The organism is Kitasatospora sp. NPDC041988 (assembly GCF_055588525.1).
This window is the reverse complement of record NZ_JBVJCO010000088.1, coordinates 1-12,195: the sequence shown is the minus strand read 5'-3', so window position 1 is coordinate 12,195 and position 12,195 is coordinate 1. Positions and strand designations below refer to the sequence as shown.

The 12,195-nt window shown below is 73.4% G+C and carries 12 protein-coding genes; 7 read left to right on the top strand and 5 right to left on the bottom strand.

The window, feature by feature from the left end; genetic code table 11:
• The first annotated feature begins 230 nt into the window (after positions 1-230).
• Positions 231-1,025, top strand: coding sequence for a DUF2785 domain-containing protein (locus tag ACZ6NC_RS41335; protein WP_465739053.1), 795 nt, complete (start codon positions 231-233; stop codon positions 1,023-1,025).
• On the opposite strand, the gene ACZ6NC_RS41330 is transcribed toward ACZ6NC_RS41335, so the two are convergent.
• Positions 1,015-1,935: a helix-turn-helix transcriptional regulator gene (locus ACZ6NC_RS41330; RefSeq protein ID WP_465739052.1), complete on the bottom strand. Its 921-nt coding sequence runs from the start codon at positions 1,933-1,935 to the stop codon at positions 1,015-1,017. The genes ACZ6NC_RS41335 and ACZ6NC_RS41330 overlap by 11 nt on opposite strands.
• A gap of 140 nt (positions 1,936-2,075) precedes the next feature.
• Here ACZ6NC_RS41330 and ACZ6NC_RS41325 point away from each other — a divergent pair, with 140 nt between their 5' ends.
• On the top strand, positions 2,076-3,536 hold the full coding sequence (locus ACZ6NC_RS41325) for an MFS transporter (protein ID WP_465739051.1): 1,461 nt from the start codon (positions 2,076-2,078) through the stop codon (positions 3,534-3,536).
• Between the two features lie 85 nt (positions 3,537-3,621).
• Here the strand turns inward: ACZ6NC_RS41325 and hisC are convergent, their stop codons facing one another.
• The gene (hisC, locus tag ACZ6NC_RS41320; protein WP_465739050.1) at positions 3,622-4,698 is read right to left on the bottom strand and encodes a histidinol-phosphate transaminase; all 1,077 of its coding nucleotides are present in this window, start codon (positions 4,696-4,698) and stop codon (positions 3,622-3,624) included.
• Between the two features lie 385 nt (positions 4,699-5,083).
• Here hisC and ACZ6NC_RS41315 point away from each other — a divergent pair, with 385 nt between their 5' ends.
• From ACZ6NC_RS41315 to ACZ6NC_RS41305, 3 genes are all read left to right on the top strand, one after another.
• Entirely contained in the window at positions 5,084-6,241 is a 1,158-nt protein-coding gene (locus tag ACZ6NC_RS41315) for a LacI family DNA-binding transcriptional regulator (protein ID WP_465739049.1), read from the top strand.
• 167 nt (positions 6,242-6,408) lie between these two features.
• Entirely contained in the window at positions 6,409-7,731 is a 1,323-nt protein-coding gene (locus ACZ6NC_RS41310) for a metallophosphoesterase (RefSeq protein WP_465739048.1), read from the top strand.
• Positions 7,732-7,999: 268 nt separating this feature from the next.
• Positions 8,000-8,929, top strand: coding sequence for a hypothetical protein (locus ACZ6NC_RS41305; RefSeq protein WP_465739047.1), 930 nt, complete (start codon positions 8,000-8,002; stop codon positions 8,927-8,929).
• A 128-nt stretch (positions 8,930-9,057) separates the two neighbouring features.
• Here the strand turns inward: ACZ6NC_RS41305 and ACZ6NC_RS41300 are convergent, their stop codons facing one another.
• The gene (locus ACZ6NC_RS41300; RefSeq protein ID WP_465739046.1) at positions 9,058-9,354 is read right to left on the bottom strand and encodes a putative quinol monooxygenase; all 297 of its coding nucleotides are present in this window, start codon (positions 9,352-9,354) and stop codon (positions 9,058-9,060) included.
• A gap of 83 nt (positions 9,355-9,437) precedes the next feature.
• Positions 9,438-10,379 (bottom strand): LysR family transcriptional regulator, encoded by a 942-nt coding sequence (locus ACZ6NC_RS41295; RefSeq protein WP_465739045.1) that lies wholly within the window; start codon positions 10,377-10,379, stop codon positions 9,438-9,440.
• Positions 10,380-10,504: 125 nt separating this feature from the next.
• Between ACZ6NC_RS41295 and ACZ6NC_RS41290 the strand changes: the two genes are divergently transcribed.
• Positions 10,505-10,900, top strand: a complete 396-nt coding sequence (locus tag ACZ6NC_RS41290) for a VOC family protein (RefSeq protein ID WP_465739054.1) — start codon at positions 10,505-10,507, stop codon at positions 10,898-10,900.
• Between the two features lie 34 nt (positions 10,901-10,934).
• Here the strand turns inward: ACZ6NC_RS41290 and ACZ6NC_RS41285 are convergent, their stop codons facing one another.
• Entirely contained in the window at positions 10,935-11,315 is a 381-nt protein-coding gene (locus ACZ6NC_RS41285; RefSeq protein ID WP_465739044.1) for a DUF5994 family protein, read from the bottom strand.
• A 260-nt stretch (positions 11,316-11,575) separates the two neighbouring features.
• Here ACZ6NC_RS41285 and ACZ6NC_RS41280 point away from each other — a divergent pair, with 260 nt between their 5' ends.
• Positions 11,576-12,073 carry a CBS domain-containing protein gene (locus ACZ6NC_RS41280; RefSeq protein ID WP_465739043.1) on the top strand — a complete coding sequence of 166 codons (498 nt, stop codon included), beginning with the start codon at positions 11,576-11,578 and terminating at the stop codon, positions 12,071-12,073.
• The last annotated feature ends 122 nt before the right edge of the window (positions 12,074-12,195 follow it).

Sequence of the window (12,195 nt, the reverse complement as noted above, 5' to 3'; positions counted from 1 at the left end):
CGACTGCGTCCCCAGCGCTGACCGACACGCACGGAAACCCGAAAGGGGCCCTCCTCCGCACGGCGGTGCGGAGAAGGGCCCCTTTCAGCGTTTCCCGACCCGCCCCCAGTTCACCGAGTGCAGTTGCCGGTGTCGGTCAAGGTCCGTCGGTCAAAGGTCCGTCGGTCAAAGGTCCGGGGCCCGCATAATTCGCGGGTGCGGAGCGGCACTACCGGCCTATCCTTCCTGCCGTGACCGCCTGGAGCAGGATCGAAGCCGACGACTTTGCCGTACCCGCCGACCGCTCCCTGGAGGAGCTGGTCCGCGAACTCTCCGCCGCCCTGGCGGACCCCGATCCCGAGGTCCGGGACGGAGCGCCTTACGCCGTCCTCTCGACCTGGATCGAGCGCGGGGTGATCGACTCACCCCGCCGGCTGGCGCTGGGGGACGAGATGGCCGCCCGCTTCCTCGACCCGGAGATCCAGGCCCGCACGTTCGCTCCCCTCGTGCTCGACATGCTGGTGGAGAAGGGGGACTTCAACTCGGCCTGGGTGGACGCGTTCGAGCGTTGGTACCCGGCGGAGCAGGACCTGCGCGGCCATGACGAGAAGCTCGGCTGGCTCCATGCCGTCGCGCACGGCGCGGACCTGCTGGACCGGTTGGGCCGCCACCCCGACGTGGATCCGGTACGGATGCTGCATCTCGCCGCCGCCCGGCTGACGGCGCCCACCGATCACGTGCTCGACCAGCTGGAGGACGACCGGCTGGCGAGGGCGATCGCCCGTGTCCTCACCCGGCCCGACCTGAGCGAGGACGACGCGACCACGTGGCTGGACCCGATCGCCGCCTGCTTCGGAGCCGACCGCATCAGCACCCCGGTGCCCGCCCACCTCACCAACTGCCTGCGCACGCTGCGGCTGCTCTACGTCCTCGCGGACCGGGGCGTCCGGCCGCCGGGCACCGACGCGGCACCGGAAGCCCTCCACCACGCGGCGGCGGTCAAGGAACGCGTCGCCGCCGTCCTCGACCGGATCGTCAAGCGGTAGGCGCGGAGCTCGGAAGGCCCAGGTCGGCGGTCGGCGCCGCAGCGGCGCTGGCCGCGAGCAGCCGCAGCCCGGCCTCCGACGACGAACCGGGCGCCGCGCTGAAGAGCAGCATCCGGTGGCCGGACGCCTCGGGCAGGGGCAGCGCCTCGAAGTCCAACTCCAGCTCCCCCACCACCGGGTGGTGGAACTCCTTGGTCCCGAACAGGCAGTCGTGCACCGGGTGGCGTGACCAGAGTGCCGCGAACTCCGCACTCTTCATCGACAACTCACCGATGACCTCCGCCAGTTGCCGGTCATCCTGGTGGCGCCCGGCGGCCAGCCGCAGGAACGCCACCTGGGCCCGGGCCTCGGCCTCCCACTGCGGGTAGAGGGCCCGGGTGCGCGGGTCGAGGAAGAGCAGCCGGGAGAGGTTCGGCCGCTCCGCAGGCCGGTCGGGGGCGGCCGGGTCGACGTGGCCGGCCAGCAGGGCGTGGCCGAGCGGGTTCCAGGCCAGCACCTCGTTGCGGCGGCCGACCACCACCGCCGGGACGTCGACCATCGCCGCGATCAGCTGCCGCACCGCCGGCCTCGCCCGCTCGAACCGCTCGGCGGCCGCCCGCCCCTTCGCCGAACGGCCCGGGCGGGCCAGGTTGCGCAGGTGGGCGTGCTCGTCCTCGTCCAGGCGAAGCGCCCGCGCGATGGCGTCGAGCACCTCGTCGGAGACGTTGCGGCTCTGCCCCTGCTCCAGCCGCGTGTAGTAGGTGATGCTGACGCCCGCCAGCTGGGCCAGCTCCTCGCGCCGCAGGCCGGGCACCCGCCGCCTCGTCCCGTACGTGGTCAGGCCGACGTCCTCGGGTTGCAGCCGGGCGCGGCGGGTGCGCAGGAACTCGCCCAGCTCGGTCGGTGTCTCGGGTGCGGTGGCTGCGGTCATGGACTCAGTCAACACCGCCCGGCGCCGTGGAGCCTGCCCCTGTCAGTGCCACCCTTCGCGGGGGTCTGGGTACGCCGCGCGCCGCCGCACAGGCTGTTGCCGTACCCCGAGACCTCGTCGAGTGGAAAGGCAGCGGACCGATGACCGCCACCCTGTCCGAAGTACCCGAAGTACCCGAAGCGCCCCAAGCACCCCAGGCACCCCAGGCACCCGCAGCACCGCCCCTTTCCGCAACGAAGGCCGGCATGACCGGCCGGCAGCGGCTCGTCCTGGTCGTCCTGCTGGCCGCCCAGTTCATGCTGGCCGTGGACTTCTCGATCCTGAACGTCGCCCTGCCGGTGATCGGCCAGGGCCTCGGCTTCGGGCTCGGCAGCCTGCAGTGGATCGCCACCTCCTTCGCCCTCGCCGCCGCCGGCTTCACCCTGCTCTTCGGGCGGGTGGCCGATCTGGTCGGACGGCGCCGGGTCTTCCTGCTCGGCCTGGCGGTACTCGGTGTCTCGTCCCTGGTCGGCGGCCTGGCGACCAGCCCCGAAATGCTGCTGGCCGCCCGGGTCGCCCAGGGCCTGGCCACCGCCGCCGTCACCCCGGCCGGGCTGGCGCTGCTCACCACGGCCTTCCCCGAGGGGCCGCTGCGCGCCCGGGCGCTGGGCCTGAACGGTGCCCTGATGTCGGCCGGCTTCACCTCGGGCGCGGTGCTCGGCGGGCTGCTCACCGACCTGCTCAGCTGGCGCTGGGCGTTCTTCGTCAACGTGCCGGTCGCCCTGGCCGTGCTGCTGGTCGCGCCCCGGCTGATCGCCGAGAGCCGGCCGGAGGGGCGGACCCGGATGGACCTGCCGGGCGCGGTCACCGTCACCGGCGGCCTGCTCGCCCTGATCTACGGGCTGACGACGGCCGGCGAGCACGGCTGGGGCGACCCGCTGGCACTCGGGGTGCTGGCTCTGGCCGCGGTGCTGCTGACGGCGTTCTGGTTCGTCGAGCGGTCCGCCGCCGCCCCGCTGGTGCCGGTCCGGGTCCTGCGGCGGCGCACGGTGGTCTGGGGCAACGCGGCCGGGCTGCTGGCCTTCGCCACCGAGACCTCGCTGGTCTTCCTGCTGACCCTCTACCTGCAGCGGGTGCTCGGCTTCTCCGCACTGGCCACCGGCCTGGCCTTCGGCGTGCTGGGCGCGGGCACCGTGCTCGGCGGGGTGGCGGCGCCGCGGCTGATCGGCCGGCTCGGCAGCCGGGGCGCGCTGATCGCGGGTTTCCTCGTCCAGGCGGTGGCGACCGCCTCGCTGGTCCTGCTCGGCGCGGACCGGGCCTGGCTGGGCCTGCTGCTGGCGGCGACCTTCGTCGGCGGGGTGGGCAACATGCTGGCGATCGTCGGCTTCATGGTGACGGCCACCTCTGGCCTGCCGGACGAGGAGCAGGGGCTGGCCACCGGCGTCGCCACGATGACCCAGCAGGTCGGCATCACCCTGGGCACCCCGGTGATGAGCGCGATCGCGACCGCGGCCGCCGCCGGCACCACCGTGCTCACCGGCGTCGGCTGGGCGATCGCCGTCAACGCCGCCCTGGTCCTGCTGGCCGGCGCCGCCTCGGCGCTCTTCCTGCGGCGCGGGTGAGGCCGGCGGCAGAACGACGGAGTGGGAAGTCGGACCGACCGACTTCCCACTCCGTCGTGGTGCGTGGCAGAGGCCCTCGCGCGTCCTACAGCTCCTTGCGGAAGGCCTCGGCCACCGCCAGGAAGATCGAGTTGCCCTCGACCTCGCCGATCGAGATCCGGACGCCCTCCGGGAACGGGCGGACGATCACACCGGCCGCGGCGCAGGCGGCCGCGAACTCCTGCGAGCGCTCGCCGAGCGGCAGCCAGACGAAGTTGGCCTGCGAGTCCGGGATCTCCCAGCCCTGGGCGCGCAGCCCGGCGACGACCCGGGTGCGCTCCTCGACCAGCGCCTCGACCCGGACCATCAGGGCCTCCTCGGCCCGCAGCGAGGCGACGGCGGCGTCCTGGGCCAGCTGGGTGACGCCGAACGGCACCGCGGTCTTGCGCAGCGCGGTGGCCACCGGCTCGTGGGCGATCGCGAAGCCGACCCGCAGGCCCGCCAGGCCGTACGCCTTGGAGAAGGTCCGCAGCACGCAGACGTTGGGGCGGTCGCGGTAGAGCTCGATGCCGTTGGGGACCTCGGGGTCACGGATGAACTCGATGTACGCCTCGTCGACGACGACGAGGATGTCGGCGGGGACGGCGTCCAGGAAGCGCTCCAGCTCGGCGCGGTGGATCACGTTGCCGGTGGGGTTGTTCGGGTTGCAGACGAAGATCAGCCTGGTCCGCTCGGTGACGGCGGCCAGCATCGCGTCCAGGTCGTGGTCCCCGCCCGCGGTGAGCGGCACCGGGACCGGGGTCGCGCCGGCGACCTGGGTGATGATCGGGTAGGCCTCGAAGGAGCGCCAGGCGAAGATCACCTCGTCGCCCGGGCCGGCGGTGGAGAGGATCAGCGACTGGGCGACGCCGACCGAGCCGGTGCCGGTGGCGATGTGCTCGGCCGGGACGCCGAAGTGCGCCGCCAGCTCGGCGGTCAGCTCGATGGCCGCCATGTCCGGGTACCGGTTGAACGAGCCGGCCGCCTTGACCGCCGCGTCGAGCACGCCGGGCAGCGGCTCGTACGGGTTCTCGTTGGAGGACAGCTTGTAGGCGTCGGCGCCGGCCGGCTTGCCGGGCTTGTAGGTGGGGATGCCGTCCAGGGTCGGCCTCAGCCGGGGTCCCTGCGGTGCCGTTCCACTCACGGTCCTGCTCCTTCTCTTCCACTCGGTCGAGCTCGGTCGAGCTCGCGGCGTTCTCACCGCTTCGAGCTGCTTCCGGCGCGTCCACGCCCGTCTCGGACGGGATCGCCGCCCGGCCCGGGAACTCGCAACGCACCCGGACCACCCCGGTCGGGTGCCCTGAACGATACCGACCGCGCTCACCCGTAGGAGTGAGATGCCCGGTCGGGTTATGGGCGCAGATCAGCCATTCTGGCGGGTTCCATTGGCACATGTCAGAGGTAAGACGGCTGGTTTCGTGCGGGTATCGAAGGGGCGCGCAGAGGCTCACTCTTGGAGAAACGTATCTCCAAGGGCCCCCGATGCGCCGGTCACAGACCCTTGTCAGGAGCCATACGATCGGTCCGCCATGACAGCAGCAGCCAACCAGAGCGGTCGGCGACCCACCACCTCACGGCGTCTGGAGCGGGCCGGCATCCGGGATGTGGCAGCAGCCGCAGGAGTGTCGATCACCACCGTCTCCGACGCGTTGAACGGTAAGGGCCGCCTGCCCGACGAGACCAGAAGCCGGGTGCGCGAGGTCGCCGAACGCCTCGGCTACCGCCCCTCGGCCGCCGCCCGCACCTTGCGCACCGGGCGCTCGGGCCTGATCGGACTGACCGTCACCACCTACGGCGAAGAACCCTTCACCTTCACCGAGTTCGCCTACTTCGCCGAGATGGCCCGCGCCGCCACCAGCGCCGCGCTCGGCCGCGGCTACGCGCTGGTGGTGCTGCCCGCCTCCTCCCGGCACGACGTCTGGGGCAACATCGCCCTCGACGGCACCGTGGTGATCGACCCGCCCGACCAGGACCCGCTGGTCAGCGAGCTGTACCGGTCCGGCGTCCCGGTGGTCAGCGACGGCAAGCCCGGCAACTGCCCGGTCACCGCCTGGGTCGACAACGACCACGAGGCCGCCGTGCTCGGCATCCTCGACCACCTCTCCGAGGCCGGCGCCCGCCGGATCGGCCTGCTCACCGGCACCAGCACCGACACGTACACCCGGCTCTCCACCGAGGCCTACCTCGCCTGGTGCGCCAAGGTCGGCCAGGAGCCGGTCTACGAGACCTACCCCGCGCACGACCCGGCCGCCGGCGCCGTCGCCGCCGACCGGCTGCTCGCCCGCCCCGACCGGCCCGACGCCGTCTACGGCCTCTTCGACCCCAACGGCACCGACCTGCTCGCCGCCGCCCGCCGGTACGGCCTGCGGGTGCCGGACGACCTGCTGCTCGTCTGCTGCAGCGAGAGCGACGTCTACGCGGCCACCGAGCCGCCGATCACCACGCTCTCGCTCAAGCCCCGGCGGATCGGCACCACCGTCGTCAACCTGCTCATCGACGCCATCGAGGGAGTGGACTCCGGGACGGGCGTCGACATCGCCCGACTCTTCCCGCCCCGGTTCCGCACCGCCGGCAACGGCCCGCCGCCCGGCACCCTGATGCCCACCGAGCTGATCGTCCGCGCGTCCTCCCAGCGCCGGAGCCCGCGCACCACGGTCAGCCCGCCTCGCCCGCCGGGCGAGGTGTAGGAGCGCCCCGGGCTCGCCGCCCGCACCCGCGCGGCGAGCCCAGAGGCGGTCTAGACCATACCTAGCCGGGACAAAACGGACCTGACGGACCACCCGGCTGACGCTCCGGAGGATTGGATACCCACCAGGTGACGACGCCGGGAGAGTGGTCTTCCTATGATGGGCGAATGACACCCGAGGACCGCTTCCCCGGGCCTGAACACCCGGACTCAGGCCCACGCCACCAGCCGGACCTCGACGTGCTGCCCTACGGCACCTACTACGAACCGGAGCCGGCCGGGTACGCCGAGGCGGCGTACGAGTCGGAGACGTACAGCGGCTACGGCGGCGCCCGCTACCTCGAACAGCACTGGCGGGGCGCCGGGCACCCGGAGAACGGCCACGATCCGCAGCGGGACGGCCACGGCCGGCCCGACCACCAGGGCCCCCAGGACCACGGCCTGCCGGAACACCACCACCCGCAGGACCACAGCCTGCAGGAACACCGCAGCACGCAGGCCGCGCACGCCGGGTACGAGCCGACGCTCCCCGACCGGCCCTCACCCGCCGGGTACGAGCCGACGCTCCCCGACCGGCCCTCACCCGCGCACCAGAGCGACGACCCGCCGACCATCGAGCTCGGCCCCCCGTTCCCCGAGCCCGGCCTGCCGTACAACCCCTACCCCGCACCGGCCCCGAACGAGCCGCCCGGCCCGCTCTACGTCGTCGGCGACGTGCACGGCTACCTCGACGAGCTGGTCGCCGAGCTGCGCCACCAGGGCCTGATCGACGCCGACGGCCACTGGTCGGCCGGCCGCTCCCGGATCTGGTTCCTCGGCGACTTCACCGACCGCGGCCCGGACGGCATCGGCGTCATCGACCTGGTCATGCAGCTCGCCGCCGAGGCCGCCGCCGCCGGCGGCTACTGCCGGGCCCTGATGGGCAATCACGAACTGCTCTTCCTCGGCGCCTCCCGGTACGGCGACGAGCCCGTCCAGTCCACCGCCGGCACCGCCTCGTTCCTCGCCGCCTGGCGGCTCAACGGCGGCCAGCAGCACGACCTGGACCGGCTGGAGGCGCACCACATCAGCTGGCTCTCCCGACTCCCCGCCATCGCGCTGGAGGACGGCCACCTGCTGCTGCACTCCGACACCACCGCGTACCTGGAGTACGGCGAGTCCATCCCCGAGGTCAACGACGCCGTCCACGACCTGCTCGCCGACGAGGGCGTGGACGAGTGGTGGGACTGCTTCCGCCGGTTCACCAAGCGCTTCGCCTTCCGCGGCGACGCCGGGCCGCAGGCCGTCCACGAGCTGCTCGACACCTACGGCGGCTCGCGCATCGTGCACGGGCACAGCCCGATCCCGTACCTCACCGGTGCGGTGCACGCCGACGACGGCGCGCCGCTGCACATCCCCGGCCCGTACATCTACGCCGACGACCTCGCCGTGGCGATGGACGGCGGCGTCACCATGGAGGGACGCCTGCTGGTCGCGCGACTGCCGATCTGACGGTCCGACATTCCTATCGGCCCGATCGGCCGACAGTCCGCCCGGGCGCCACGCCGAACACCCGTTCCCGGCGCCCGGGCCGCACCGCACGCGCGGCCCGGGGCGCGAAATTCCGGAAAGTTACTGTCAGCGCGACCGCACCCGCCCCTACCATCGAGGCACACCACACCCGGCCGCCCGTGTGGCGGCCGTCCCCGTGCCCGTCTCCGCCCGCCCGCGGGCCGGGGCACCGGGATCCCCCCGGCCGGTGGCCGGGGGACGGGTTCGCATGAACGGGGTCCCCATGAACAACGCCCCGCACCTGCTCGCCGAGGACCGCCCGGACTTCGAGCGCCTCCTCGACGAAGCACTGCGCGACGGCACCATCCTGACCGCCCTGCGCACGCCCGGCGCCCTCACCGGCGACCAGCTGCGCATCCAGACCCTGCGCGCCGCCGACGGCGTCGCGGCAGCGGCGGCCACCGAATACCAGCACTACCTCCGGCTGCGCGAGAGCCTGCACAGCACGCCCCCGCCCGCCCAGGACGGCGAGACCACCGCGCCCGGGCTGCTCACCCAGCTGGGCTCCGCCAACGGCGGTGCCGGACTGTTCCCGGTGCTCACCGTCCTCACCCCGATCCTCGCCTGGGCCGCCGCACTGGTCCTGCTGCTCCTCGGGTACGGGCTGCGTGCCGCCGACCCCGGGATGGCACTCGCCCGCTCGGTGCTGACCGCCGGCTGGCTCGCCCTGGCCGCCGGGGTGGCCGCGATGGCGGTGGGCATCGTCGGGCTGATCCTCACCGCCCTGCGGGACGGCTCCACCGTGCCAGCCCCGGCCGGGGTCGACCCGGACCTCGCGGCCGAGCTGGCCGACGCCCGGCGCGAGTGGCAGCGCGCACTGCGCGACCGGGCGCTGCTGCCGTACCTGCACACCGCCCTGCGCGCCGACCCGGCACCGCCGACGGCCACCGTCATACCGGCGCAGGCCGGCGAGCCGGCCCAGACCGACGACTCACCCCGACCCGACCCACCCCGGCCCGACTTCAGCAGCCCCGACTTCAGCAGCCCCGGCTACACCGGACCGGGTTTCAGCAGCCCCGGCGCCGAAGGGCTCACCGACCAGGAGGGCCGGGAGCCGCGCACCGCCACCTTCACCACCCCGGACTTCACCGGCCCCGGCTACACACCACCGGCCTTCACCAGCCCCGACGACGTCTGACACCGAGCGCCCGCCCCGGCCACACCAGGGCGGGCCGGCCCGGCACCGACGCCAAGGCCTGGCCGTTCGCGGCAGAGCCGGGCGTTGACGCGCGGACGGGCCGTTCGCGGCAGAGCCGGGCCGTTCGCTCACTCCGCCGCGGCCAGCACCCGCAGCTCCGGCGGCCCGTCCAGCAGCTCCGCCGTCCGTTCGAGCGCGCGCGCCAGGTGCGGGCTGGCCAGGTGCGCCTCGAAAGCCTCCCGCGACTCCCACTCCTCCAGCACCACCCAGGCCCGCGGGTCGTCCGGGTCCACGTAGTTCCGGTAGGAGAGGCAGCCCGGCTCGGCCAGGCTGGGCTCGATCATCGACCGGGCCTGCGCCCGCATCTCCGCCTCCCGCCCCGCCTTGGCCCGCAGCACCGCCACCGCCGTGATCCGCCCAGACATCCTCGTTCCCCCTTCGTCCCCGTTGTCCTCCGTCCGAACAACGGCGCTCTTCGGAGATCTTCCCGGACGGGCCACCGGATCGATCACTCGTCCGTGGCGGCGTCATCCGTCGCGGCGATATCCGCCGTGGCGGCATCCGTAGCGGCGGCCTCCGTAGCGGCGCGGACGAATGCGCGGACCCGCCCGGTGGTGTTGCTCTCCATCCAGACCAGCCCCCGTTCGATCGGCGGCGCGTCGTGGATCGGCACGTACGCGATGTCGGGGCGGGGGTAGTACCGCCGGGAGTGCTCGCCGACGGGCAGCACACCCCGGCCCAGTGCGACGAGGGTGAGCATCTCCGAGAAGGTGTTGCCCGCCGGCCCCTTCGGCACCGGCCGGCCGGACGGGGTGTGATCGGGTGTCCGGTCCCGTTTGAACCCGGCCGAGGTCGCCGCCGGGTACTGCACCACCGGGTGGTCGCCGAGGACTTCGACCGACACCCGTGCCTCCCGCGCCAGCGGATGCCCGGCGGCCACCGCCAGCACCCGCCGCTCCGAGAGCAGCACCGGCCCGCAGACCAGACCGTCGCCGTCGAAGGGGTAGGCGGCGATGAGCAGGTCGACGGAGCCGTCCAGCAGACTCGGACGGGAGTTGAAGAGCTGCACCTCGCGCACGTCGACCCGGCAGCCGGGGTGGCGCTCGCCGAACAGCCGGACGGCCTTGAGCAGCACCGGCGCCGTCCACTCGCCGAGGAAGGCGACCCGCAGCTCCCCGGTCACCCCGCGCCCGGCGTCCACGGCCCGCCGCACCGCCTCCTCGATCCCCACGACCAGCGGCGCCAGGTCGTCCGCCAGCTGCCGCCCGATCGCGGTCGGCCGGACGGTACGGCTGGTCCGCTCGAAGAGCAGGGCACCCGTCCGGCGCTCCAGCTTCCCGATCACCTGGCTGATCCGCCCGGTGGTGACGCCCAGCCGCTCGGCGGTCCGGCCGAAGTGCAGCTCCTCGGCGAGCGTCAGGAAGGCCTCGATCTCGTGCCGCTCCCACATGCCCCGACATCCGATCGTTGAGTCCGACTCAACGATCCTAGTGCAGACGTGCGTTGATGACGCCCCCCGAACAGCGGATCGTAGAAGACGTCACCAGGACCACCACCCACCCCCGGGAGCCCACCATGGCCGCCGTCCGCGTCAAGGCCTTCGACCACCTCGTCCTCAACGTCCAGGACGTCGAGCGCTCGCTGGAGTTCTACCTCGGCCTGCTCGGCCTGGAGCCCGTCCGGGTCGACGAGTGGCGGGCCGGCCGCGTCCCGTTCCCCTCGGTGCGGATCACCCCGGAGACCATCATCGACCTGACCCACCGCGAGCGCGGCGAGTCCAACGTCGACCACCTCTGCCTGACGGTGGACCCGCTGGACTGGCAGGAGGTCATCGACTCCGGCGTCTTCACCGTCCTCGAAGGCCCCGTCTCCCGCTTCGGCGCACGCGGCAGCGCGACCTCCGTCTACGTCCAGGACCCGGACGGCAACACCGTCGAGCTCCGCTGGTACCCGGAGGACGCGGCGCAGTAGCCGGCCCCGGACACCAGGAAGCCTCACGGCCTCCTCACGCGAGCAGCTCGGCCGCCGGCGTGTGGTTCCCGGCCGCCGCGGCGCCCGCCATCGCGAACTCCGCGATCCCCGGGTCGGTGCCGGGCGGCACCACCAGGAGGAGGAAGTGGTCCTGGAAGCCCCGGGTGAGGCTGATGGTCTCGTCACTGGCGGCGAACCAGCCGATCCTGACCACCAGCCCGTCCACCAGGACCGACCGGGGAATGTCGTCCCAGGCCGCGGTGTCCAGGCCGACCCGGACGATCCGGCCCAGATGGACGCCGAGCGCGGTGATCAGATCCGGCAGCTCGGCCCGGATGTCGTTGGACCGGGGCCACCACGCCCCGTCGAACATGCCCCCGCGCGCCATCGTCGGCTCCAGCACCAGACGCGGCAACAGCGGGACGCCAGGGACCGACCACGGCCCCGCGGCGGAGATGGGAAGAGGAATCGGCATCATCACGAGCCGCCCGTCAGGTCCTTCGGGAAGGACCGCATCATGACCCAGGGCGACACCAGCGCGAATACCGGCATTCCAGATGTCCTCGGTTGCCTCCCAGGCTACTCCGGCCGGCCCCCCGGGGAGACCCCGCCGGGAGTAGCCTGGACCATATCCAGGGCATCTCGTATCCCGGTCCCGATCCGGCCTCGTTCTGGGTGAACGACAGCGCCGGGCAGCCGCAGGCAGGCCGCCCGGAGGCGGGCTCGGGCGACACCATGACCATCACCATCACCAGCACCCCTCCCGCACGGCCGGCCGGCCCCGACCTCACGGTCGCCGATGCCATGGAGCCGTACGAGTACCAGATCGCCGACGACGGCACCGTCGACCAGGCCAACGACATCTTCCGCAGCGCGCACGTCGCCTACCTGATCGTCCGCGACCACAACGGGCGCTGCGAGGGCCTGGTGACCCGGATCGGGCTCCAGCCGTTCCTCGTCCGGTCCTGGTACACCGAGCGCACCCCGGTCCGCGACACCACGCACCAGCGCGGCCCGTTCGCCTGGCCCACCATGACCCTGGACAGTGCCGCCCTGGCGATGCGGATCAAGCGGCTCGCGGTCTGGCCTGTCATCGACGACGACGGCTACCTCCTCGGCATCCTCACCTCCGACCGCGTCACCGCCATGACGGGCGCCCGCGCCACCGCGTGACGGCGCAAGCGACGAAGCACCGGAGCACGGCGGTGGGGGGGGGGGGGGGGGGGGGGGGGGGGGGGGGGGGGGGGGGGGGGGGGGGGGGGGGGGGGGGGGGGGGGGGGGGGGGGGGGGGGGGG

Coding starts and splice junctions, on each gene's coding strand:
- ACZ6NC_RS41330 (WP_465739052.1), bottom strand. CDS start 1,935: ATGACCGCAGCCACCGCACCCGAGACACCGACCGAGCTGGGCGAGTTC.
- ACZ6NC_RS41325 (WP_465739051.1), top strand. CDS start 2,076: ATGACCGCCACCCTGTCCGAAGTACCCGAAGTACCCGAAGCGCCCCAA.
- ACZ6NC_RS41315 (WP_465739049.1), top strand. CDS start 5,084: ATGACAGCAGCAGCCAACCAGAGCGGTCGGCGACCCACCACCTCACGG.
- ACZ6NC_RS41310 (WP_465739048.1), top strand. CDS start 6,409: ATGACACCCGAGGACCGCTTCCCCGGGCCTGAACACCCGGACTCAGGC.
- ACZ6NC_RS41305 (WP_465739047.1), top strand. CDS start 8,000: ATGAACGGGGTCCCCATGAACAACGCCCCGCACCTGCTCGCCGAGGAC.
- ACZ6NC_RS41300 (WP_465739046.1), bottom strand. CDS start 9,354: ATGTCTGGGCGGATCACGGCGGTGGCGGTGCTGCGGGCCAAGGCGGGG.
- ACZ6NC_RS41295 (WP_465739045.1), bottom strand. CDS start 10,379: ATGTGGGAGCGGCACGAGATCGAGGCCTTCCTGACGCTCGCCGAGGAG.
- ACZ6NC_RS41290 (WP_465739054.1), top strand. CDS start 10,505: ATGGCCGCCGTCCGCGTCAAGGCCTTCGACCACCTCGTCCTCAACGTC.